Below are 23,659 nucleotides of genomic sequence, written 5' to 3'. Positions count from 1 at the left end.
TGGAGAAGGTGGAGCAGGGGGAGGGGGTGTGGGCACGGCAACCGGTCGGGGCGGCGGCGCAGCAGGGGCTGGAGGAGGAGGTGACACCTGCCGAGTTGGAGCGGGGGGCTGAGGGGTAGAGGACACTGCCTCTGGAGTTGCCGCTGGCCTGGGTGTGGGCTCGCTTGCGGACTCACCGATTCCCAGATCTGGGGCGGGATCATCCTCAAACACCGGTTTGCCCTCCGGATCCCGTAGCAGCCAGTCCAGCAGAGGTTCAGGAGTGGCTGAGGGATCCCGCTCAGGGTGCTCTGCACCGCCGACTGGAAGGGGGCGTTCGGGGGCAGCAGGCGGTCTTTCGCTGCCTGGGCCCGGATCCAACAGCAGACGCAGGCCCCAGAAGGTGCTCCCCGCAATGACAACAAAAAGGGCTATCCCAGCCCAGAGGGGAAACGGCTTGGCCTCGGGCTCTGCCTGGGTACTGAGCAGGTGTGTGCCCGACTGCCCTGCATCCACCGCCGCCAGGGTGCGCTCGGAGAAGATGGGTGCGGTTGGGGGGGGCGCGAGGGAAGAGCTGGCAGCGCTCTGGGAGTGCAGGGATCCCTCCAATTGGGCGCTGAGAACCTTCATATCTTGGGGCCGCTGGTCGGGATCTTTGGCCAGACAGGAGAGCACCACCTGTTCCAGCTCCAGCGGAATCTCATAGGGCAAATTCGAGCGATCGAAGGGCTGAGGCTGTTGGTAATTGTGGGCCTCGTACCAGCCGGGGAAAGAATCGCTCTTCGGCTGGAGGGGGTGTTGCCTGGTCAACATGCGGTAGAGCACTACGCCAAGCGAGTAGATATCCGAGCGGGCATCCAGGGCTTCCCCGCGCACCTGTTCGGGAGAGGCATAGCGCACCGTACCCAAAAAGCCGGTGGTCTGGGTGCCGAGGGCAAGGGAAACGTCGCTGAGGAGCTTGGCAATGCCGAAATCCAAGATTTTGACGGTTTCCCCCAACGTTTCATCTTTTAGGACGAAGAGGTTGCTGGGTTTGATGTCGCGATGGATCACCCCCTTGATGAGATGGCCATCCTGCTCAGTCTCCAGGTTGTGGGCGTAATAGAGACCGGCACACACTTGGCGGGCAATCCTCACCACCTGTTGAGGCGGCAGCACCGGCTGCTTGAGCATCAGCTCCCCCAAACTGCGCCCCGTCAGGTATTCCATCACCAGGTAAGGTTGGTCGTTCTCTAGGCCATAGTCCAATACCTTGACAATGGCAGGGTGCTCCCCCAGCAGCGTGCTGATGCGAATTTCCTGCTGAAAACGTTTGTGCAACTGGCGTCGGGTGTTGTCATCGCCTGCTAAGTTTTGGTGCAACAGCTTGACCGCCACCGGACGGTTGAACAGGCGCGTATCGACAGCCTTGAACACCCGCCCCATGCCACCTGCTGCAATGCTGTGAACCAGTTGATAGCGCTGGCCGATCACTTTTCCAGGAGCAAGCTGGTTCATGGGCAGCCCAAGAGCATGTACCCTCTGATTCTAATGCGTGTTTCTCGGGGGTTTCTCCCGCCTTTCTCTGGGCACTACTGCCAAGCTGTTTTCACTGCTTAATGTGTCTTAATGTGTCTGATGTACTTACTTTTGAATACTTATTAAACGCCCTGCCAGTAATTGAAGGCCGGACAAAGTCTGTGGGGCATCGAGAGCTACTTGGATCTGGAGGGATCTGATAGACTCATGCGGGCGCTTTGCCGGGTCTGTTCATTAGCTGTCTGTCGGGTGATTTATGCTGGCTAACTGGCTGCAAATTTCGGGGATCCCTCTAGCCATGATTGGCCCTGTTGAGAATCCGGTGCTGGTGTTTTTGATCATCCTGACCATCATGCTGGTGGCTCCCTTGCTGTTTGAGCGGCTGCGCCTGCCGGGGATCATCGGGTTAATCTTGGCTGGGCTGGTGGTGGGGCCCTACGGCTTGGGCATCTTGCGGCGGGACGAGACCATCATCCTGCTGGGCACGGTGGGGCTGTTGTTTCTCATGTTCATGGCGGGGCTGGAGACCAGTCTGGAAGATTTGAAGCTCAATGCCGGGAAGGCCACCCTCTTCGGGGCGCTCACCTTTCTGTTGCCCATGCTCATCGGCACAGTAGCGATGTTGGCCATTGGGTATGGCTTTCTGGCGGCGGTGCTGGTGGCCTCTTGTTTTGCCTCCCATACCCTGATCGGCCTGCCGATCGTCTCCAAGTTGGGCCTGATGCGCCTGCAGACGGTGACGGCAACTTTGGGGGCCACCCTTATCACGAATGTCCTGGCTTTGTTGGTGCTGGCGGTGGTGGTGCGCGCCCACCAAGGGGAGCTGTCGCTGCGCTTTTGGCTGACGTTGATCCCTTCCATTGCCCTCTACACCTTTGCCACCCTGTGGGGGGTGCCTAAGCTGGGCAGTTGGTTCTTTCAACGCTTTGGTCACGACGAGGGAGCAGAGTTTACTTTCGTGATCGCCACTTTGTTTGTGGTGGCCTACGGAGCGGGGTTGATCGGTATTGAGCCGGTGGTGGGAGCCTTTCTGGCCGGGACGGCCATCACCCCTATCATCCCGCCTCTCAGCCCCCTGATGAACCGGATTCAGTTTATCGGCAACACCCTGTTTGTGCCTTTCTTCTTGATCTCGGTGGGGATGCTGATCAATCCCGGTATTCTCTTGGGGGAGCCGCGCACGCTGCTGGTGGGCGGAGTGATGATCGCAGCGGAGGTGGTGAGCAAGTTTCTGGCCGCTTGGATCCCGGCCCAATTGTTTGGCTGGCGCTTTGCCAGCGCTATGGTTATGTTCGGCCTGTCGATGGCTCAGGCGGCGGCTACCCTGGCGGCCATCACGGTGGCCTTTCAGGTGAAGTTGGTGGATGAGCTGACGGTGAACGGCATCATTGCCATGATCCTCGTGACCTGTGTTGCCTCGCCTTGGATTGTGGCCCGCTGGGGAGAGCAAATGCAGCCCACCGAAGTGGCGGCAGAGTCCACTGAATTGCCCAAGCCGGATTGGGGAGCTCGCGTCTTGGTGCCGGTGGCCAACCCGGATACTGAGAGGAACCTGTTACAGTTGGCTTTGATTTTGGCCAAAAAAGATGGGGGAACGCTGCTGCCGCTGCATGTTTTGTCTGACCGCGCCGGGATCTCGCCGGCAGCCCTGGCCCGGCAGGAGCAGTTGCTGACTTTCGCAGAAGCTCTGGCCCACAGCGCCGTGGCCCGAGTGGAGCCGATCCGGCGGGTGGATGACTCGGTGGAAAAAGGGATCATTCGCTCGGCGGCGGAACGGCAGGCAACCTTGGTGATCCTGGGCTGGAAGGGCTACTCCACCTATGCGGAGAACTTTTTCGGCAGCATCATTGACGCGGTGGTGCGGCAGGTGGGGATCCCAGTCTTGATTACGCGGTTTCCGGTACCCATCGAGACGGCGCGCCGCATCCTCTTGGTTGCACCGGAGCTGGAGGTCTCTCCCGGATCCCTACAGCAGACCATTGGGCTGGCGCAGACGCTGGCCGGCGAATTGAAAGCGGGTTTGCAGATCCTGCTGGTGCAAACCCGACCTGGGCGGAAAAGCTCCCCAGCCTTGCCGGCAGAAAGCTATGCCCACTTGCCGGTTCAGCGGGTGCAGGGGGGGGTGGTGGCGGAAGCCTTCAAAGCGCTGCAGCCAGGAGATGTGTTGGTATTGGTTCCCAGCGAAACCGGCAACCGGTCGCGCCTGGGCCGAGAGCCGGAGACCATCGCCCGCAACCGACCCAGCCTTCCCATCATCGTGGTGCATTTGCCACGGGACTCGGCCTATCCCTTGCACCAAGGAGATGGGGTTCTGGCGGCCGCAGAGCCCACTTGACAGGGATGGCATTGGGGTGTTGTCTGGCGGACTGGAGCTCTTGTCTCAACTCCGCCCCGGCTCCCCTGGTAAACTGGGATACCCCAGGTTCGGAGCAGTCGTGAGCCAGAAGGGAGGCCCAGAGCCATAGACTATGTTGATTGAGGAAGTGGGGATAGTGCCCTGCGGAGCACAGGAGTATGGTTGCCTATTTGCTAGAAGTCGGCTGTGAGGAACTCCCGGCCAGTTTTGTGGATTCGGCTCTGGAGCAGTGGCGAACCGGGATCCCGGCCTCTTTGGCGGAGGCCCATTTGCAAGCGGAGCAGATGCAGCTTTTCGGTACGCCGCGCCGCCTGGCGGTTCTGTTGCAGGGGTTGCCCACCCAGCAGCCGGATCGCACTTTGGAGGTGAAGGGGCCGCCGGTTCAGGTCGCCTACCAAGATGGCCAGCTCACCCCTGCCGGGGAAAAATTTGCCCAAAAACAAGGGGTGGATCCCGGCAGCCTGGAAATCCGGCAAGTGGGCAAGGGATCCTTTGTGTTTGCGGTGCAGCGGGTGCGAGGCCGGCCAACAGCAGCTGTGCTCCAGGAACTGGCACCCGCCTGGATTACCAACTTGAGTGGTGAACGGCTGATGCGCTGGGCCTGCGGGGATCTGAAGTTTCCGCGCCCCATCCGCTGGCTGGTCTCCCTTTGGGATGATCAGGTGCTGCCTTTGCTGCTGCCGACCCACGAGGACAATTCCATGCCGGGCTTGGTGGCGGGGCGGGTGAGCCGGGGGCACCGCGTTTTGGGATCCCAGCAGGTTGTCCTGGAGCGGGCCGAGAGCTACGTTCAGCAAATGCAAGAGGCCGGGGTCAGCCCCGATCCGGCAGTGCGGGAAGCGTACATTCAGGCCGAGGTAACCAAGCTGGCCAGGCAGGTGAATGGGGAAGCGCAGATCCCTGCCCCTCTGCTGCGGGAGGTGGTGCAGTTGGTGGAGTGGCCGACGGCGGTTTTGGGGCGTTTTGAGCCGGAATTTTTGCGCCTGCCGCCGGCGGTGATCGAGACGGTGATGATCATCCACCAACGCTATTTCCCGGTACGGGATGGCCGGGATCCCAGAAAATTGCTGCCCTATTTCATCACCATCTCCAACGGCGACCCCCGGCAATCGGAGCGGATCGGGGCAGGCAACAGCCGGGTGGTACGGGCGCGCCTGGCGGATGCCCGCTTTTTCTACGAGGAGGATCGGCGGATCCCCTTGGCGCAGCGGGTGGAACGCCTGCAGGCGGTTACTTTTGCCGAAGGGCTGGGATCCATGCGGGACAAGGTGGAGCGCATCCGCCACATCAGCCGCCTCATTGCTGCTGCCTTGAACTTGGATCCCCAGGAACAAGCGCTGGTGGAGCGCACGGCTTACCTGTGCAAGGCGGATCTGGTTACCCAAATGGTGTACGAATTCCCCGAGCTGCAGGGGATCATGGGGGCCGACTACGCTCGGCAGGATGGGGAACCGGAGGCGGTAGCCGAGGGGATTGAGCAACACTACTGGCCTTTGGGAGCGGGGGACGCTTTGCCCACAGCACTGACGGGGCGGGTGGTGGGCTGGGCAGATCGCCTGGATACCTTGGTGGGCATGTTTCGCTTGGGGCGGATCCCCACCGGCTCCTCGGATCGCTTTGCCCTGCGGCGGGCCGCCAACAGCCTGGTGCTGGTTGCCTGGGATGCCGGCTGGACTTTTGACTTTAACTCCCTGTTGCAGAGTGTGGTGCAGGACTATGCCTTTGGCGATGTCCACACCTTGCGAGCCTTGCAGGAGTTTTTGGCCCAACGGATACAGACCCTTTTGCAGGAGGAAAAGCGGATTGATTACGACCTGGTCAGGGCTGTGGTGGGGGATCCAGAGTCCGTCAAAACCGAGGATCCCCAGAAGGCCGAGCTCACCATGCGGGCCCTGGGCAACCTGCCCTTGACTTTGCTGCGGGCGGAGTACCTGCAACACCTGCGGGCCACCGGGGAATTGGCGGATCTCTATCCCACCCTCAATCGCTGCGCCCGCCTGGCAGCCCAAGGGGACTTGGACTACGGTGTAACAGATCCAGCAGCTGCCGTGGATCCCGACCAGTTGCAGGAGGCGGCAGAAAGGGAGTTGTACGAGGCTTGCCAGAAGGTCTATCGCCTGGGGGTGGAGCCAGCCCTTCAGGGAGACTTTGTCCCCTTGGTGGAAGCTCTGCAAGCAGCAGCCCCTCAGGTAGCTCAGTTTTTTGAAGCCGTTTTGGTGATGGATCCGGATCCTGGTCGGCGGGCCAACCGGCTTAATTTGCTGGGGGTATTGCGCAACCAGTCCCGCCTGTTGGGGGACATGGGGGCTGTGGTTATGGCAGGGGAGTCGTCGCCGGAGAAGACCTCCTAGCTGGCCAATCCAGACACGCTTGGAACCCTCACTCCCGGCCCCTCGGGAGCTTGGGAATGGACATGCAACCTATTATCCAAGGAAGCGCAGACATTGCCGCAAAGCCCGCTGCACCGAGGCCAGGTAGCCCTCTCCAAACAGGTTGAGATGGTTGAGCCAGTGGTAGAGCTGGTAGAGGGGCTTGCGGTGGGGATACCCCTCGTCCAAGGGGTAGGCCTGCTGATAAGCCCGATAGAACTCGGCTGGAAAGCCCCCAAACAATTCTGTCATCGCCAGATCTGTCTCCCGATCCCCGTAGTAGGTGGCCGGATCGAAAATCACTGGGGATCCATCGGCCAAGGCCCCGTAGTTGCCGCCCCACAGATCTCCATGCAACAGAGCGGGTTCTGGCCTGTAATCCTGAAAAAAAGCTTCTAGCTCCGCCATCACCCGCTCTGCGTGAGCCACCCACTCACCCCGGTAGCCTCGCTGACAAGCCAGCCTGACCTGGTAGAGCAGCCGTTGATCCCGGTAGAAGTCCAGCCAGCTCTGCCGCCAACTGTTGATCTGCGGCGTGGAGCCGATGGTGTTGTCGCGCTCCCAGCCGTAGCTGCCGTTGGGGGATAGGGTGCGGTGCAACTGGGCCAACTGGGATCCCAATAAACCCGCAGTCTGCGGACGGGGCGAGGTTAGCTCCAGGTATTCCAGCACCAAGTAAGCCTGCTCTCCTACGGATCCCCAGATGATGGGCTGGGGCACGCGAATGGCCTGGGCAGCCGCTAGGGTTTGCAAGCCCGCAGCTTCCGCTGCAAACATCTCCAGCGCCCTTTCTCCCCCACGGGCCAATTTGACGAAGTAGTCTTTTACCCCTTCTGCAAGAGGGCTTTGGGAAGCGCAGGAAAACCGATAGGTGGCGTTGATGCTGCCTCCGCCCACAGAACGATACTGTAGGGGCTGGATGGGATCCCCTGTTGCTTCTGAAAGGTGCTGGGCGATGGTCTGCCAAAGAGTTTGCATCAGCAGCAAAAGTCAATTGTCGGAGAAAAACAGGTACTTATGGTCATTTCGGGTAGTCATTTCAGGTTAGGGTGAGACGCCTGAGCCATTGCCTGGGCCATTGAGAAAAGCCCTATGGCCCCGTGCATTCAAAGTTTTAGGTGTGGGCGCAGTCTCCTGGTTTAATTGAAATGACCATAACTCTTTTTTTGTGCTACTTTCACCTTCTCATTCTCAAGAGCACAGTCAATGGCGCGAGGACTCCGTCCCGCTGGCAGGACGGGTTGGACGCCAGACCGGGCTCTATCCTTCAGTCGAGCTTCTGGGTACTGGTCTCCGTCTTGCTGCAGGGCAGCCGAGTCTATCTTGCGCTTGCGGGTCTTGACTTTTGTCGGCCTCAGGTCTTCTCGGTTCAGCCAGCGATAAACTGTTGCACGACTAACCTTGTTCATCCGTGCAACTGCTCCCTTCCTGGACATACCCTATGACTCTCTCTCAGGTCTAAGCTTCCTCCTGAGGTCTACCTCCATGCCTTCTTAGCTGCAGGGCCGTCTCATTCTTAAATGAATTGACCCTGTTCCTAACCTGTGGGGCTCTGGGGTCTTGAGCTTCCGCCTCCTATGGGGAAAGGGGGGGGAGAGCTGTATCTCAAATTAAGTTCGAATTGAGGTCAGCATTAGCGGCGGAGAGGCTCAGAAATGGCCACCACATCCTGCAGAAACTGATCCTGTTGCTGGCGCAAAATGCCCAGGTCAGGACCTTGGTTGAGCAGGACAAAGTGGATGCCATTCGGCAGCTGCCCCATCGTCATCAGCCGATCCGCAGCGGATCCCACCTGAGCAGCCGTGCCTGGGGGCAAGGTGCGCGCCCGCAGGGTGCTGTGGCCAGTGCCCGCTCTGGGCAAGATCCGAGTCGGATCCCCATCTGTGAAATCTACCAGGTGTTCCCAGAGATGAGCTAGGGCGCGGGGGGAAAGGTACAGCGCTCGCCCTCTTTGCCCCAGGCGAATGTCTTGCTCGGCGGGGGCCATTTGGGAATCCAGGCGGGAAATGGGCTGAGCCACCAACCGCTGCCGCAGGTACTCCAGCAGGGCTGTTTCGCCCCCCAGTTCCGCCAACAGGGCTTCTGCCATGGCTCGGTCGTTGCTGCCATTGAGGATCTGCAACAGGGATCCCAGCCGTAGCGAGGTGTAGCTGGCCAGGCAGTGGGCGTCCGCGGGCAGGGCTGTCAGGGTTGACACCGAGCCGCGAATGGCAACCGGGTGGGGCTGTTGCGTATCGCTGAGGAGCTCTGCCAAACGCCGAGCACCGGCCAAAGGATCGGGTTGGCCCAGCAGGTGGAAGGGGGACAACACCTTCACATCCCCGTCGATCTGGCGAATGTTGAGGCTATGCAAATGGTGGGCCAGCTCTGCCACATTCGCTTCCGTGAAGTAGGGATCCCCGCCACCCACCAGGATCAAATCTCCCGTCAAGCGATGGCCCAACCGATGGCCTGTGGTGTAGAAGCGGGTCTCAAAGCGATGCTCGTAACCCCAAGTCTCCAGGGCCATCAAGCTGATGGCCAACTGATCCAAGGCTCCCACCGGCAAAGGTCGATCCAGCCCATGCTCCGCCAACAGCTCCCCTTCCGGCGTCCAGAGCAGGATCCCCTGTTGAGAGAGCGCTCCCCCTTGGGCCGCCAATCCTTGCAAAAAGCCGGACAAGACCGAAGCGTAAGGAGAATCTTCCCACTGCGGCGATTGGGCGCGGGGCCACCAGGGGGGAAGGCCCGGAGTCCCACTTGGGGAAGGCAGCGGCGGCGGTGGAGTGGGGATGGGGGGGAAAGGATTCTGAGCCGATGTGGGAAACTCGACTTCGGCACCCGTGCGATTGCTCCAGCAGGCCCCCAAGGCCAAAGCACCGGCCAACGGGATCCCTGCCCAGAGGAGACGACGATGGGGGCGCAACCCCTGTGGGATAAGCGGCATGATGACCTCACAAAGACACTTGCAAAGGACAACGGGCTGGCAAAAGACTTGACGCTACTCTAGTGCCATCCGAACTGCCTTGGCAAATCTCTGTGCCAGCCTTTTCCAGCGTTATCGACTCCGGCCAAGGCAAGCCCATCTTTTGCTTGTCAGGGATCCCACTCGGCTGTAGCCTGATGCGAAGCCAGAAAATGCTGTGTTGCCTGATGGATATCCTTTGCAACGGCAATGGCTGCAGATCGTCCGTTGGCTGTGCAAGGGCTAGGCTGTACTGGAGAGGGTGGGAGATGGCTCATACACTCGTGCAGAACGGATCGCAAGCTCCTTCTCTCCTGAGTAAAAGATAAAATAGGGCGATTTAGACTCCGAGCATTCCAGGCCGCCGATGGGAAACAGTCCAACCAAAGTAAGAGTTCAATCGGAAAAACAGGCTTTCCTAGAACGGTGGCATGACATTCTCGCCCCCAACTCCCTGGGCTACCGCATTCGGCTGTTGTCTCAATTGGTGCGGCGGAAGTTCCAGTCCTATTTAGAGCCTTTTGGCCTAACCATCTCCCATTGGGTGGTGCTCTGCTGCCTTTGGGAAGAAGACGGGATCCCTACTTCCACTATTTGTGAGCGCTTGCAGCAGTTGGGGGGCACCATGACCGGGGTGTTGGATGGCATGGAAAAACGGGAGCTGATCCGGCGGCAGCGGGATCCTGAGGATCGGCGGATTTGGCGGGTCTACCTCACACCTGCAGGGGAGGAGCTGAAAGACGTTTTACCCCCTCTGATTTGGCAGTTGCGGGAGCAAACCTACGGCTGTCTCAGCCCAGAAGAACAGGCAACCCTCTCGCGGTTGGTGGATCGGCTGATCGCCCATCTGTCAGTGGATCCAGATGCGGTTGTGCTGGCGGAGCCAAGTCAATAGTCTTTATCTTGAGAGCGCCTTTGAGGGAGGGCGGAGCTTTGTCTGGCGATTTGCTGATCCGAAATGCTGAGCTGCTGGTGCCGGAAGGGGATCCCTGGCGGGGGGATGTGCTGGTGCGGGAGGGGCGCATTGCCCAAATCGGCCAAAACCTCTCGCCAGAAGGGGTGGCCAAGGTCATCGACGCCGAGGGCCATACCTTGATGCCGGGGGTGATCGATCCGCAAGTTCACTTCCGCGAGCCGGGCCGAGAGCACAAAGAAGACCTGCAGACGGGATCCTGGGCCTGTGCCCGGGGCGGGGTGACCAGCTTTTTGGAGATGCCCAACACCGACCCGCTGACGATTGACCAAGCGACGCTGGATGACAAGTTGGCCCGTGCAGGCAGCAAGTGTGTGGTCAATTACGGCTTTTTCATCGGGGCCACTGCCGATAACTTAGAAGAGTTGCAAACGGTGCAGGGAGCCTGTGGCATCAAAATCTTCATGGGATCCATGCATGGGCCCCTGTTGGTGGATGATCAGGCGGCGCTGGAGCGGATTTTCGGGGAAACGGATCCCAACTTCTTAATTGCCGTCCATGCTGAAGATCTGTCTCGCATCAAAGCCCGTAAGGCCCTGTTTGCCGGACGCACAGATGTAGCCGTTCACTCGCAAATTCAGGACGAGGAATCGGCCCTGATCGCCTCACGGCGGGCTTTGGACTTGGCCACCCGCTACCGCCATCGGCTGCACATTTTGCACCTCTCCACCGGCCTAGAGGTGGAACTGCTGCGCCAGCACAAGCCGGCCTGGGTGACGGCAGAAGTGACCCCTCAGCACCTGCTGCTCAGCACCGCCGATTACGCCCGGCTGGGATCCCTGGCCCAGATGAACCCCCCCCTGCGGGATCCCCCCAATTCGGAGCAACTGTGGCAGGGGCTGCAGGACGGGATCCTGGATTGCATTGCCACTGACCATGCCCCCCATACTCTGGAAGAAAAGGCTCAGCCCTACCCCCACTCCCCCTCGGGTATGCCGGGAGTAGAGACGGCCTTGCCCCTGATGCTGACTGCAGCGCAGCAGGGCCGCTGCACGCTGGCGCAGGTGGTGCAGTGGATGTGTGAGGCGCCGGCCCGCCTCTACCGGATCCCCAACAAAGGGCGGCTGCAGGTGGGCTACGACGCCGACCTGGTGCTGGTGGATCGCCACACACCCAAACCGGTGCGGCGGGAAGAGCTGCTGACCAAATGCGGCTGGAGTCCCTTCGAGGGCTGGGAATTGGTGGGCTGGCCCCTAGTCACGATCGTGGGCGGACAGATTGCCTTTCAAAACGGCCAGGTGGATCCCTCGGTGCGGGGAAAGGCTCTTCAGTTTCAGCGCTAGCCAGGGATCCCTGCTATCCCGCAAGGGCTTCCGATAGCAGCAGGACAGAAGTGGCGCAGTAGCCTATCCTAGCTTCCCTCTCCCTTTGTGGGAGAGAAGCCAGGCCTGAGGGCGGGATGGCGCAAAAGCATCAGGAACGGTCTCAGGCTGGTTTGCCGATCACCACACACCTCGGCCTGCTGGGTCCGGCAACTCTGGCCCAGAAACTCGTGTTACTCTGAAAATGATAATTGATAATTACTGATAATCAAAATTGAAAACGGCAAGGGGGCCTCATGAAAGTTGCCTACGTGTTCACTCACCCTCGCTGCGGCACCTATAAGTTGGGCCAGATGATCCTGCCCCAGCTAGAAGCAGGGGTGCATGGAGCGCAGGTGGTGGGCATGTTCTTTTTCGACGACAACTGCTTTGTTTTGCGGCAGGGGGATCCCATTGGCGAGCGCTTGGCCAAAGTTGCCCAAGAGCAAAACATCCTGCTGATGATGTGTGACATGTGCGCTCTGGAGCGCAACCTAGCCGAAGGGGAACCCCGCTGGTGCGACGCTCAAGGACGCGGGCGCAGAGAGCCAGCTCGGTGCGTTCCCAAAAACGTCGTCAAAGGAGTGCAGGTGGGCTGTTTCCCTGACCTCTACGAGGCCTTGAAGGACAACCCACCTGACCAAGTGATTACGCTTTGACGGAAGGACCCCGACTTAGCTGACGGCCACAGCCGCCGGCGGCTCTTGGCTGGGCTGAGAGCCGATCTTGCGGAAGATCAACCGCTCGTTGGCTACATCCACCAAAATGCGGTCGCCGGGTAGGAACTCGTTTTCCAGCAGCTTGGTGGCAATGGGATTTTCGATCTCCCGCTGGATCACCCGCTTCAGGGGACGGGCCCCGAACACTGGGTCGTAGCCCACCTCTGCCAGGTAGTCCTTGGCTTCTTCGGTGAGCAGGATCTCGATTTGCTGATCTGCCAGCAGCTTTTCCACCCGCTGCATTTGCAGGCCGACAATCTGGCGAATTTGCTCTTTGGTGAGGGCGTGGAAGATGATCAGCTCGTCCACCCGGTTTAAAAACTCCGGTCGGAAGTGGTGCCGCAGCATGGCCAGCACCTGAGTTTTCATCTCCTCGTAGCGGCTTTCATCGGCCCCAATTTCCAGGATGAGGTCGCTGCCGATGTTGCTGGTCATGATGATGATGGTGTTTTTGAAGTCCACTGTCCGCCCTTGGGAGTCGGTGATGCGGCCATCGTCCAGCACCTGCAGCAGGATGTTGAAGACATCCGGGTGGGCTTTTTCCACCTCGTCAAACAGCACCACCGAGTAGGGGCGTCGCCGCACCGCCTCGGAGAGCTGCCCGCCTTCTTCGTAGCCCACGTAGCCTGGAGGAGCTCCGATTAGACGAGAGACCGAGTGCTTCTCCATGTACTCGGACATGTCGATGCGCACCATCGCCTCGGAAGTGTCGAAGAGGAACTCCGCCAAAGCACGGGCCAGCTCGGTTTTCCCCACGCCAGTGGGCCCCATGAACAAGAACGAGCCGATGGGGCGATTGGGATCCTTCATGCCGGCCCGGGCGCGCCGAATGGCTGCCGCTACGGCGGCTACCGCCTCGTCTTGGCCCACCACCCGCTGGTGCAAATGGGCTTCCAGGCGCAGCAGCTTCTGCTTTTCCGACTCCATCAGGCTGGTGACTGGGATCCCGGTCCAGCGGGAGACGATCTCAGCGATATCTTCAGGAGTCACTTGCTCCCGCAGCAGCGGCTCGCCGTTGGTCTGCAGCTTGGCCAGGTGAGCCTCCTGCTCTTGGATTTGCCGCTCCAATTCCATCAGCTTGCCGTACTTGAGCTCGGCAGCGCGGTTGAGGTCATATTTTTGTTCAGCCTGTTCGATTTGAAGCTTGACGGCGTCCCGCTCGGCTTTAAGGCTTTGCAGGCGTTCGATAGCCTCTTTTTCAAATTGCCAGCGAGCATTCAACTCCCGTTGTCGCTCCGTCAGGTTGGCCAGCTCCTGCTCAATTTTGCTGAGGCGATCTCTAGAGGCAGCATCATCTTCTTTTTTCAGGGAGAGCTCCTCCATCTGCAGTTGCATGATGCGCCGGTCGATCTCGTCCAGCTCGACGGGCTTGGAGGTGATCTCCATCTTCAGCTTGGCCGCCGCCTCGTCCACCAGGTCGATGGCTTTGTCGGGCAGGAAGCGCTCGGAGATGTAGCGGTTGGAGAGCACCGCTGCCGCCACCAAGGCGGAGTCGCTGATTTTGACCCCATGGTGCAGCTCGTAGCGCTCTTTGAGGCCGCGCAGGATGGAGATGGTATCTTCCACCGAAGGCTGATCCACGTACACCGGCTGAAAGCGGCGTTCTAGGGCCGCATCTTTTTCGATGTGCTTGCGGTATTCATCCAGGGTGGTGGCGCCGATACAGCGCAACTCGCCCCGCGCCAGCATGGGTTTGAGCAAGTTGCCGGCATCCATGGCCCCTTCGCCGGCCCCGGCGCCGACAACGGTGTGCAACTCGTCGATGAAGAGGATGATCTGGCCTTCGGATTCAGTGACCTCTTTGAGCACAGCTTTGAGGCGGTCTTCAAATTCCCCGCGGTACTTGGCCCCGGCAATGAGAGCGCCCATGTCCAGAGCAATGACTCGCCGGTTTTTCAGAGACTCCGGCACATCTCCCCGGTTGATGCGCTGGGCTAGGCCCTCCACAATGGCTGTTTTCCCCACGCCGGGTTCGCCGATGAGGACGGGGTTGTTTTTGGTGCGGCGGGAGAGCACCTGAATGACGCGGCGGATCTCGTCATCTCGCCCGATCACCGGGTCCAGCTTCCCTTCGCGGGCCGCCTGGGTGAGATCGCGGCCATAGCGCTCCAGGGCTTCGTAGCGGGATTCGGGGTTTTTGTCGGTGACCCGCTGTTTGCCTCGCACCTCTTTGATGACCGGTTTGAGGCGCTCTACCGTCAGGCCCAGGGGTGCCAAGACCCGCTTGCCCACCCGCTCATCTTGCAGGGATCCCAAAAACAAGTGCTCCACCGAGATGAAATCATCGCCGTACTCTTTGCGAAACTCCTCGGCTCGATCCAGGGTGGTTTCCAGGCCGCGACCCAAGTAGAGCTGATCCACCCGCGCCAACTTGGGCTGCTGGTTGATGAAGCTTTCCACTTTATCCCGCACCAGCCTCGGATCGATACCTGCCCGTTGCAGGAGGGTTTGGGTGAGCCCCCCCTCTTGATCCAGAAGGGAGATCAGCAAATGCTCGGTTTCCAACTGTTGCTGCTGGTGCCGCCGGGCCACATCTTGGGATTGGACAATGGCGCTCCAAGCTTTTTCGGTAAATTGGTTGGGATTGGTGGGCTGCATAGGAGTTCGGCAGAGCTTTGCTACTCAGTATAGGAAGGCAATACAGACACAGGGAGCACCCTGGACTCTTTCGGGGCAGTAGAGCTGGGTGCCGGAAGCTCCGGTAGGATCTTCCTGATCTAGGTATCGCCTATTTTGCCAGAGCCAGAGTTCGCAACAACCGTCCTCTCCAGCTGCGATCCATGGAGGGATCCCCGCCTTATTCTTCTTCTTCGTAGGGACGGCCTTCCCCGATTACCGCCAGGTCAATTTGTTGGCGGTAGTAATCCACGTTCTTAATCTGCACCTCCACCCGATCCCCCAGGCGAAACTGGCGCCGACTCTTGCGTCCCACCAGCGCCTGCTGACGGCTGCGGTACTCGTACCAATCGTTTTTCAGGGTGCTGACCCGCACCAAGCCTTCCGCCAAGATGGGATCCACCTGGACAAAAAAGCCGTAGTTCTGGACGCCGATGATTAGGCCGGGGAACACCTCTCCCAGGTGCTTTTGCATGAACTCAGAGCGCTTCAGGCCCATCAGCTCCCGCTCCGCCTGCTGCCGGATCCGGTACCCCTCCTGAATTTTGGGCAGTTGCGCCTGGAGAAACGCCTGCCATTCCTCCTGCACCTTGGGCGGCAACACTTGCCAGTCGATTTGGCCGTAGCCGCTGGGGCCGTGCAGATCCACCACAGTTTTGGAGCGAGAGCTGCGGCGCTCGCGTCCTTTGCTCAGGGCCAGGTGCAGGGCACGCAAATTGAGCAAGTCGGCATAGCGGCGCAAGGGGGCCGTGAAGGTGGCGTAGGGTTCTTTGAGGCCCAACCCAAAATGGCCGAGTTGCTCTTCCAGAGGCTGGAGACGATACTCGACCGGGGGCAAGGTGGCCAGCATCTGCGCCACCAAGGCCGGGCTCGCGCCAGAGGCCAACACATCGGGAGCGGTGATGCGGGCACAAATCCGCTGCCAGTCCGCCAGAGTTACGACAGCGGGATCTTGCAAATTCAGATCCAGCTTCATGGCATTGGCCAGGCGCAAAAAGCTCTGCAGGGCCTCGGCGGCAGGGGCAGGCTGCACGCGGGCCAAAGAAGGGATCCCCAACTGGCGCAAATGGTGGCCCAGGATTTGGTTGGCCAGCAGGAGAATTTCCGTCATCAGGGCATGGGCGCCGAGGCGATCGCTGATCAAGAGGGGGCCGTAGCCGCTTTCATCGGCAGAGTGGGGAGTGAGCAAATCCAACAGGGGCAGGTCAAATCCCCCCGCCTGGTGACGTTTGGCCCGTAGGATCTGGCTAAGGCGCAGCAGGTTTTGCAGCAGGGCCATCAACTCCGGCACTTCTTCGTCGGGGCCCAAGTCGGCGGTGGTGGCCAAAAGAGCCTGCACCTGACCATAGGACAGGTGAGCCCGCGATTGCACCAGGCTGGGGTAAATCTCGAAGTTTTGTACCACCCCTTCTGGGTCGAGGGTCACTAGCAGTGAATAGGCCAAGCGCTCCTGCTGTGGCAACAGAGCCAGGCGGTTGTGCACCTCCGGCGGAAAGAGAGGCAGCACCATCGTATCGAGGTAGACGGTGGCCGTCCGCTGCTGAGCCTCTTGCTCCAAGGGGTGGTCGGGATCCAGCCAATGGGCCACGTCAGCAATGTGGATCCCCAGCAGCCAGTGGTCATTCTCTTGCCGCTGCAAGGAAACAGCCACGTTGGGTTCCAAGCCGTGGGGATGCTGCAGATCCAAAGGCTCCAAAGTGATGCAAAACCAATCGCGCAGATCGCGGCGGCCCTTTTGGTCAGAGCGGCTGAGCTTTTTGGGCAGAGCTGCTGCTGCCTCCAACACTGGAGCGGGAAACTCCTGCGGTAGGTCGTACTTGCAACAGACCAAATCTGCATCGATGGAGGCCTCTGGGCCGTCGCCCAAGATTTTGCGAATGGTTCCGGTTGGGGGCAGATCCCCCAGCGGGTAGCGATCCACCTCCACATAGGCCACCCGCCCCTCTGCCAGCTCGACAGGGGATCCCTCCGTCAGGGCCAGCTCGAACAGCAGCCGGTCATCCAAGGGCACAACCCGAAAACCCTGTTCCGTCTGTTTGAGGCGACCCACCAGGGCAGAATTGGCCCGCTCCACAACGGCCACCACCTCTCCCTCAGGGCTGCGGCGACGGTTGCCATCTTTGGTGACCCGCGCCAACACCTGATCCCCATTCCAGGCGCCGCTGAGGTTGCTGCCGTGGATGTACACATCCTCTACCCCCGGCTCGTCCCGAATGGCGAAGCAGAAGCCTTTGCTGGAACAGCGCAAACGCCCCACCACCAAAGATTCGTCCGGCTTGCGCCGATAGCGAGGGGGATCCCCTAGTCGTTCCAGAAACCCGGCCCGCACCAGGCCATCTAGGGCAATCTCGAGCATTTCCGGCGCTTCTGGATCGGGGGACTGCAAGAGAGCAAGAAGAGTATCTTTGTCGGTCAATTGCTCGGGAGGCTGAGAGAGAAAATGCTGAAAAATTCGAGAGAAGTCCATTTTGGGTATTGGCAAAAAAGAAAAAGAGGGGTTAAGACATCGCAAGACCCAACCCGTTGGCGTTAGTCACGCTGGCCGGTGACGATAAAAGCTACCCGCTGGCCGATGTTGGTGCTGTGGTCGGCCAGACGCTCCAGGTAACGGATCGCCAGCAACATCAACAGGATAGGCTCGACCGATCCGCGAATGTCAGACTGCTGCGCCAACGTATTGTAAAGGTTAGTGTAATCTTCATCAACGGCGTCGTCTTCCCGCTTCAGTTGTCGGCCCAGGTCGGCGTCCAATTCCGTCAGGGCCACCAGGCTGTGGCTGAGCATTTTCTGGCAGCGCTGCATCATCACGCGAATGCGGCCCAGCTCCGGGGGCGGCGGGTACATGACCAAGCGCAGGGCCACTTCGGCCAAATCTTTGGCGTAGTCGCCAATCCGCTCCAGATCGCGTACCAGTTGCATCAGGGTACTGATCCAGCGCAGATCCCGCGCCACCGGGGAGCGCAAGGCAATCAAATTAATACAGTCTTTCTCGATTTGACGATAAAAACGGTCAATTTGCTTGTCTTGGGCGATCACCTGTTCGGCGGCGGCCAAGTTCTGTTCAAACAGGGCCTGCTGGGCCAAGACCACCGACTTTTCCACCAGCGCCCCCATGCGCAGCACGTCCTGCTGTACCCGTTTGATGTGAAGTTGCAGCTCGGCTTGCCCCATGGCTTTCTCCCATGAATGTGGGCAGGGGGGAAATGTCTGCAGTCGTTTTGGATTCAACAGAGCCAGTTGATCTCAATCATGGCAAACTTCGCCTGGAATAGGGGCAGGGAAGATGGCCAACTTAGGCGAAGATGAGAACAGCGGTTGCCCTCTGAGGGGGATTCGTCTGTCCGGAGTTCTCGGGTTGCTTTGTCATTGAGACGGTCTCATGGCTCTCCCCCCTATCGTTGTGTTGGACGATGATCCCACCGGATCCCAAACCGTTCACAGTTGCCTGCTCCTCACCCGCTGGGATCCGCAGACTTTGAAGCTGGGGTTGCAGGATCGTTCGCCGATTCGCTTCATCCTCACCAATACTCGGGCTTTGCCCCCGGCGAAGGCAGCGGAGGTGACGCGGTCGGTATGTGGGGCGTTGAAGGAGGTGATGGCGGAGCTGGGATGTGAGCAGGCTATTTTCGTCAGCCGCTCCGACTCGACTTTGCGGGGGCATTACCCCCTGGAAACGGATGTGATGGCAGCAGAGCTGGGGCCTTTTGATGCCCATTTTCTGGTGCCGGCCTTTTTTGAGGGAGGGCGCATCACCCGCAACAGTGTCCACTACCTACGGGTGGGGGAGCGCTGGGTGCCGGTGCATGAGACGGAGTTTGCTCGGGATGCGGTGTTTGGCTACCACCACAGCTATTTGCCGGACTATGTGCAGGAGAAAACCCAGGGGCGGATCCGGGCTGAGCAGGTGGAGCGATTGACCCTAGAGCAGATTCGCGCCGGCTGTCTGGAGCGGCTTTTGAGTCTGGAGGGGAATGTCTGCTGTGTGGTGGATGGAGAAACCCAGGCGGATCTGGATCGCTTTGCCCAGGATGTTTGGGCGGCTATAGAGCAGGGGAAGCGCTTTTTGTTCCGCAGCGCCGCCAGCCTCTTGACGGCTTTGGCCCAGTTGCCGCCACAACCCGTTCCCCCGGAACAGATGGGGCAGTTTGTTCGCTCCTCTCAACCGGGGGTGGTGATCGTGGGATCCCATGTGCAAAAGTCCAGCCAGCAGTTGGCCCGCCTTCTGCAGGAGCCTGAAACCCAAGGCATCGAGGTGGAGGTGAGGCGACTATTGGATCCCGACGCGGAGCTGCTGCCTGGGATCCTGGCCCAAGTTCACAGCGCCTATGAGCAGGGTCTGACGCCGGTGGTCTACACCAGCCGAGAGGAACTGACTTTTGAAAAGGACGCCGTAGAAATGCGCCTGGCTTTTGGACAGAAGGTTTCGCGGTTGTTGATGGGTGTGGTGCAGGGGCTGCCAGAAGGGATCGGCTATCTCATCAGCAAGGGCGGCATCACCTCCAACGACACCCTCAGCGTTGGCCTCGACTTGCCGGCAGTGCGTTTGCTGGGGCAAATTTACCCAGGGATCTCGATGGTGATCACCCCGGCAGACCATCCCCGCTTTCCCAACCTGCCGGTGGTGTTGTTTCCGGGCAATGTCGGCGAGGTGGATACGCTGGTTTTGATTCACCGTCGCCTCAAAAGTCGGGGCTTGGTCTAGAGTGAAGTTCCTCCTGCCGATGGCTGAATTCGTCCCCCCGCCAGAAGCCCTGCCCACCTTGGATCGCTGGTGGGGATCCCTGCGGCAGAGGCGGAGGGAGTTACCGCCGACAGTCGTGCAGCAGGCTTCCCAGAGCTTGGGCAGCTGGGAGGTGGATGTTGTCATTGCCGGTGGCACCCTGGGGATCTTCTTGGCAGCGGCTTTGGCCAAGCGGGGCTGGCGGGTGATCCTGCTGGAGCGCGGGATCCTGCGGGGGCGGGAGCAGGAGTGGAACACCTCACACCGGGAGCTGCAGGTGTTGTTAGAGCTGGAGCTGCTTACCCCGCCCGAGTGGGAGGCAGTCCAGGTTACCCACTACCCGAGGGGGCGGATTGGCTTTGGGGAGGGCCCCCACTGGTGGGTGGAGGGAGTGCTGAATGTGGGCGTGGATCCAGTCAGCCTCCTGGAGTTCCTCAAGCAGCATTTCCTGGCCTGGGGGGGCCAAGTGTGGGAGCAGACTGCCTTTCAAAGTGCCACCGTTCACCCCGATGGGATCTGCCTCCAGACCACCAAGGGACAGATCCGTGCTCAACTGCTGGTGGATGCCATGGGGCACCGCTCGCCCATCGCGGCCCAGGCTCGCCAAGGGCAGCCGCCAGATAGCGTCTGTCTGGTGGTGGGATCCTGTGCCCAGGGGCTGCCCGACCAACCCACGGGAGATCTCTTCTACAGCTTTACCCCAGCCCAGAACGGCTACCAGCCCTTTTGGGAAGCTTTCCCTGCCCGCGATGGGCGCACCACCTATCTTTTTACCTACTGCGACCAGGATCCCCGGCGGCCTAGTCTAGAGCAGCTCTGGCGGGATTACTGCCGGCTGCTGCCAGCCTACCAGGGGGTGGAGCTGGCCCAGATCCGCTGGGTGCGCAAGCTATGTGGCGTTTTCCCCGCCTACCGCCGCAGCCCGCTGCAACTGCCCTGGGATCGCCTATTGGCGGTGGGGGATAGCAGTGGCAGCCAGTCGCCTCTAAGCTTTGGCGGCTTTGGCGCCATGTTGCGCCACCTGGATCGCCTACAGCAGGGGATCCACGAGGCCCTGGCGCAACGGCAGTTGAACCAGGCAGCCCTGGCCCTGCTGCAACCCTACCAGCCCAACTTGGCCGTGACCTGGCTATTTCAGAAGGCCATGATTCCCCCTCTGCAGAACAAAAGTTGGGATCCCAATAGCATTAACCGCCTGTTGAGCAGGGTGTTTGCGGCCATGGTTGCCGCTGGCCCCCAGGTGGTGCAGCCCTTTTTGCAGGATGTGGTGCAGTTTGGCGGCTTGGCCCAGGCCCTGTGGGGGGTGACGCGTCGGGATCCCAGCTTGGTAGCCAGACTTTTGCCTCGGTTGGGGTTGCCGGAGCTGGTGGCATGGGCGGGCCACTTTGGCGCCCTTGGCCTCTACGAGCTGCTGCAAAGGCTAACAGATCGCCCGGAGCCGGAAACCAACCCCCAGGACTACTTCTGGAAGCGGCGCCGCGAGGCTTGGCGCTACGGCTGCGGTCAAGATTACAAGTTATTTCCATATAGCTGCAATCAAGACACTCAAGAGATATCGAAACATTGTCAATGTGATTCAATGTGATCAAGCTCACCATTACGTTATTACGTTTCATGACGTTTGATATCCATAGTGGAAGAGTTGGGATCTTTATCCATCCACTCGTCAGTGTAGGAGTTAGCCATGGTTATTCTCGACTACAGCGATGCAGACAGTGGCTTCTGGGCTTCGACTCCTCAGGGTTTGGTGGAGGTAATCAAGTTTCAGAATCACTTCTACGCCCCTCGGCAAGTGTACAAACGCGCCCAAGACGCGATATCTGCCTGTCGCGCCGACATTGAAAGGGGATTTCTTAGCATTGTGGTGCAGTTTGAGAATCACGCGGAAGTGTGGGCTCAACTGTCGCCGGGCGTACCCGTGCAGTCCCAACCAGAGGCTGCTCCTACGGGCAACCCTGCCAAGCCCAAGCTGATCTATCGCGGCCAACCGGTGAGCGAACCTTCCCGAAATCCCAGCCTCGCCCGCAGGCCCTTGCCTGACTCCCTCTATTTCCGCGGCGCGAAGATCGGCTAGACCGTTTCCGTTTGCCAGGTCTGGAGCGGTCGAGATTTCCCTTCTGGCCGCAGCCATCTGCGTTAGCGGTGCAAAGCACCATAGAGGCCCACCCCATAGCCCAGTACTTCAACCGGATCCCCTTGGCTTTCTGCCGGCAGTTGGGATCCCTTTCCCAACCACTGGGCCTCGTGGCTATCCAAAAGCTTCTCCCAGGTGCCGCCGGGCCAATGGGCATAGGTGACCGCCTGATTGGGGCTGAAGTTGAAAAGGGCAAGCAAAGACTGGGATCCCTGGCGGCGGTGCAGGGCAAGGCCAGAGTTGGAAAAGAGCTCCACTTCCACTCCATCCCGCTCCAAGTGCTGGAGAGCCGGTTGGGTTTTGCGCAGCCGGATCAGGGCCTGGTACCACTTCCAGAGAACCTGGTGGTGACCGGCTTTTTTCAAGTCCCAATTGAGCTTGGAGCGCAGGAAAGTCTCCTCAGCTTGGGGATCCGGGGGCTCTCCCTGCCAGGCAAAGGCGCTGAACTCGCGGCGGCGTCCTTGGCGCACCGCTTCCACCAGGTCGGGATCCCCGTGGCTGACAAAATACAGAAATGGCGCCACTTCCCCATACTCTTCCCCCATAAATAGCAGCGGCAGCATGGGAGCTAGCAGCAGGGCAGCGGCAGCCAATTTGAGGCCCTCGAAAGAGGTGAGCTGGCTAAGGCGCTCTCCCAGCCTGCGGTTGCCCACCTGGTCGTGGTTTTGAATGCAGACAACAAATTGGGATCCCGGTCGCCCAACAGCGGAGTTGCCGTGACGCCTGGCGCGGTAGCAGGAGTACTGGCCAGAATAAACGTAGCTCTCCCGGTAAGCCTTGGCCAGGTGCTCCAATTCGCCAAAATCCTGGTAGTAGCCTGTCTTTTCCCCGGTAAGCAGGGTGTGAAGTGAGTGGTGGAAGTCATCGCACCACTGGGCATCTAGCCCGTAGCCCCCTTGCTCTCGGGGGGTGATGAGGCGGACATCGTTGAGGTCGCTTTCGGCAATGAGAACCCTGGGCCGGCCAGTGCGAGCTTCTAGGGCATCCACCTGCTCTGCCAATTCCTGCAAGAAGGGGTAGGCGCTGAAGTCGTAGATGGCATGCACCGCGTCCAGCCGCAGCCCATCGAGATGAAACTCCTCCAGCCAGTACTCGGCGTTTTGTAGGAAAAACTCTCGCACGCCGTCAGAATAGCGGTCGTCGAAGTTGAGGGCATCCCCCCAAGGGGTGTGGTACTTGTCGGTGAAGTAGGGGCCAAAATCCCGCAGGTAGTTCCCCTCCGGCCCCAGGTGGTTGTAGACCACATCCAAGATGACGGCCAAGCCCAGTTGGTGGCAGGCGTTCACCAGGGCTTTCAGATCTTCAGCTCCCCCATAGGCGGTCTGCACCGCGTAGGGATAAACACCGTCGTAGCCCCAGTTGCGTCCCCCCGGGCATTGGGCCACCGGCATCAGCTCCAGCACATTCACCCCCAACTCTACCAATTCCGGCAGGCGAGGGATCAGAGCAGCAAAGGTGCCCTCGAGGGTAAAGGTGCCTACATGCAGCTCGTAGAGGATCCACTGAGACAGGGGGATCCCCTTCCACCCCTGATCCTGCCAGTCGAAGCGGGGATCCACCACCCGCGAAGGGCCGTGGACGCCGTAGGGCTGGCAGCGGGAAGCGGGATCCGGCCGCTCCACTACCCCTGCCTGGGTGTGCAGGCGGTAGAGGTAGTCCACTGGCCCAGGTGGGATCCCGTCCACCTCCCCCTGCCAATAGCCCTGCTCATCCCGCACTAGAGTAAAGCAACATTGGACAGGGCTGAGCAGCTTCAGCTCCACCTGCTCAACCAAGGGCGCCCACACCGAGAAGTGATAGCAGCCTGAGCCCAGGGGATAGGCGCCCATCCGCCCGGCCTGGAAGAAAGGAGAAGCCTGCAACACAGAATCTATCCCGCAACTCGGCTTCCACTATAGCGAGCATGCCTGGCAAAAGCCGGAGAGTGGGTTTTTGGCTTCTCCTCTGCCATAGTGGAATGGGTCTGATACATTTACGCTGAACACTGCTGAACATCACTGTTCAACTATGCAGCGATAGCATTCTGTTTG

General features: G+C 60.1%; 16 protein-coding genes. 8 read left to right on the top strand and 8 right to left on the bottom strand.

The genetic code is table 11. The features are described from left to right. Nucleotides 1-1,476: serine/threonine protein kinase (locus NW839_RS07500; RefSeq protein WP_414380558.1), on the bottom strand; the 1,476-nt coding region annotated here is incomplete at its 3' end. A gap of 277 nt (nucleotides 1,477-1,753) precedes the next feature. Here NW839_RS07500 and NW839_RS07495 point away from each other — a divergent pair. After that, nucleotides 1,754-3,832: a cation:proton antiporter gene (locus tag NW839_RS07495; RefSeq protein WP_414350172.1), complete on the top strand. Its 2,079-nt coding sequence runs from the start codon at nucleotides 1,754-1,756 to the stop codon at nucleotides 3,830-3,832. A gap of 179 nt (nucleotides 3,833-4,011) precedes the next feature. Further along, nucleotides 4,012-6,204, top strand: a complete 2,193-nt coding sequence (gene glyS / locus NW839_RS07490; RefSeq protein ID WP_414350174.1) for a glycine--tRNA ligase subunit beta — start codon at nucleotides 4,012-4,014, stop codon at nucleotides 6,202-6,204. Nucleotides 6,205-6,276: 72 nt separating this feature from the next. On the opposite strand, the gene NW839_RS07485 is transcribed toward glyS, so the two are convergent. From NW839_RS07485 to NW839_RS07475, 3 genes are all read right to left on the bottom strand, one after another. Further along, complete coding sequence (locus tag NW839_RS07485) at nucleotides 6,277-7,200, bottom strand: fructosamine kinase family protein (RefSeq protein ID WP_414350176.1); 924 nt, start codon at nucleotides 7,198-7,200, stop codon at nucleotides 6,277-6,279. A gap of 161 nt (nucleotides 7,201-7,361) precedes the next feature. Next, nucleotides 7,362-7,631: an IS630 transposase-related protein gene (locus tag NW839_RS07480; RefSeq protein ID WP_414328998.1), complete on the bottom strand. Its 270-nt coding sequence runs from the start codon at nucleotides 7,629-7,631 to the stop codon at nucleotides 7,362-7,364. A 224-nt stretch (nucleotides 7,632-7,855) separates the two neighbouring features. Then, nucleotides 7,856-9,148, bottom strand: coding sequence for a D-alanyl-D-alanine carboxypeptidase (locus NW839_RS07475; protein WP_414350178.1), 1,293 nt, complete (start codon nucleotides 9,146-9,148; stop codon nucleotides 7,856-7,858). A gap of 385 nt (nucleotides 9,149-9,533) precedes the next feature. Between NW839_RS07475 and NW839_RS07470 the strand changes: the two genes are divergently transcribed. The 3 genes from NW839_RS07470 to NW839_RS07460 all read left to right on the top strand — a co-directional run bounded on the left by NW839_RS07470 (nucleotide 9,534) and on the right by NW839_RS07460 (nucleotide 12,099). After that, entirely contained in the window at nucleotides 9,534-10,061 is a 528-nt protein-coding gene (locus tag NW839_RS07470) for a MarR family winged helix-turn-helix transcriptional regulator (RefSeq protein WP_414350179.1), read from the top strand. Nucleotides 10,062-10,099: 38 nt separating this feature from the next. Beyond that, nucleotides 10,100-11,422 carry a dihydroorotase gene (locus NW839_RS07465; RefSeq protein WP_414331633.1) on the top strand — a complete coding sequence of 441 codons (1,323 nt, stop codon included), beginning with the start codon at nucleotides 10,100-10,102 and terminating at the stop codon, nucleotides 11,420-11,422. 275 nt (nucleotides 11,423-11,697) lie between these two features. Further along, nucleotides 11,698-12,099, top strand: coding sequence for a SaoD/DsrE family protein (locus tag NW839_RS07460; protein WP_414331634.1), 402 nt, complete (start codon nucleotides 11,698-11,700; stop codon nucleotides 12,097-12,099). A gap of 15 nt (nucleotides 12,100-12,114) precedes the next feature. Here the strand turns inward: NW839_RS07460 and clpB are convergent, their stop codons facing one another. The 3 genes from clpB to phoU all read right to left on the bottom strand — a co-directional run bounded on the left by clpB (nucleotide 12,115) and on the right by phoU (nucleotide 17,946). Further along, the gene (clpB, locus tag NW839_RS07455) at nucleotides 12,115-14,757 is read right to left on the bottom strand and encodes an ATP-dependent chaperone ClpB (protein WP_414331635.1); all 2,643 of its coding nucleotides are present in this window, start codon (nucleotides 14,755-14,757) and stop codon (nucleotides 12,115-12,117) included. 199 nt (nucleotides 14,758-14,956) lie between these two features. Further along, the gene (locus tag NW839_RS07450; RefSeq protein ID WP_414350181.1) at nucleotides 14,957-17,242 is read right to left on the bottom strand and encodes a ribonuclease R family protein; all 2,286 of its coding nucleotides are present in this window, start codon (nucleotides 17,240-17,242) and stop codon (nucleotides 14,957-14,959) included. Between the two features lie 62 nt (nucleotides 17,243-17,304). After that, entirely contained in the window at nucleotides 17,305-17,946 is a 642-nt protein-coding gene (gene phoU, locus NW839_RS07445) for a phosphate signaling complex protein PhoU (RefSeq protein WP_414350183.1), read from the bottom strand. 208 nt (nucleotides 17,947-18,154) lie between these two features. Here phoU and NW839_RS07440 point away from each other — a divergent pair, with 208 nt between their 5' ends. The 3 genes from NW839_RS07440 (at nucleotide 18,155) to NW839_RS07430 (ending at nucleotide 21,569) form a co-directional block, all read left to right on the top strand. Then, on the top strand, nucleotides 18,155-19,477 hold the full coding sequence (locus tag NW839_RS07440; protein ID WP_414350185.1) for a four-carbon acid sugar kinase family protein: 1,323 nt from the start codon (nucleotides 18,155-18,157) through the stop codon (nucleotides 19,475-19,477). Nucleotides 19,478-19,496: 19 nt separating this feature from the next. Continuing rightward, nucleotides 19,497-21,080, top strand: coding sequence for an FAD-binding oxidoreductase (locus NW839_RS07435; RefSeq protein ID WP_414350186.1), 1,584 nt, complete (start codon nucleotides 19,497-19,499; stop codon nucleotides 21,078-21,080). Between the two features lie 99 nt (nucleotides 21,081-21,179). Next, nucleotides 21,180-21,569, top strand: coding sequence for a hypothetical protein (locus tag NW839_RS07430; protein WP_414350188.1), 390 nt, complete (start codon nucleotides 21,180-21,182; stop codon nucleotides 21,567-21,569). Between the two features lie 62 nt (nucleotides 21,570-21,631). Here the strand turns inward: NW839_RS07430 and treZ are convergent, their stop codons facing one another. Next, complete coding sequence (gene treZ, locus NW839_RS07425; RefSeq protein ID WP_414350189.1) at nucleotides 21,632-23,494, bottom strand: malto-oligosyltrehalose trehalohydrolase; 1,863 nt, start codon at nucleotides 23,492-23,494, stop codon at nucleotides 21,632-21,634. Nucleotides 23,495-23,659: the final 165 nt, after the last annotated feature.

The sequence above is a fragment of the Synechococcus sp. R5-15 genome (assembly GCF_047462035.1).
GTDB lineage: Bacteria > Cyanobacteriota > Cyanobacteriia > Thermostichales > Thermostichaceae > Thermostichus.
Note: the sequence above shows the minus strand (reverse complement) of the source record. Positions and strands in the feature narration are given on the sequence as shown.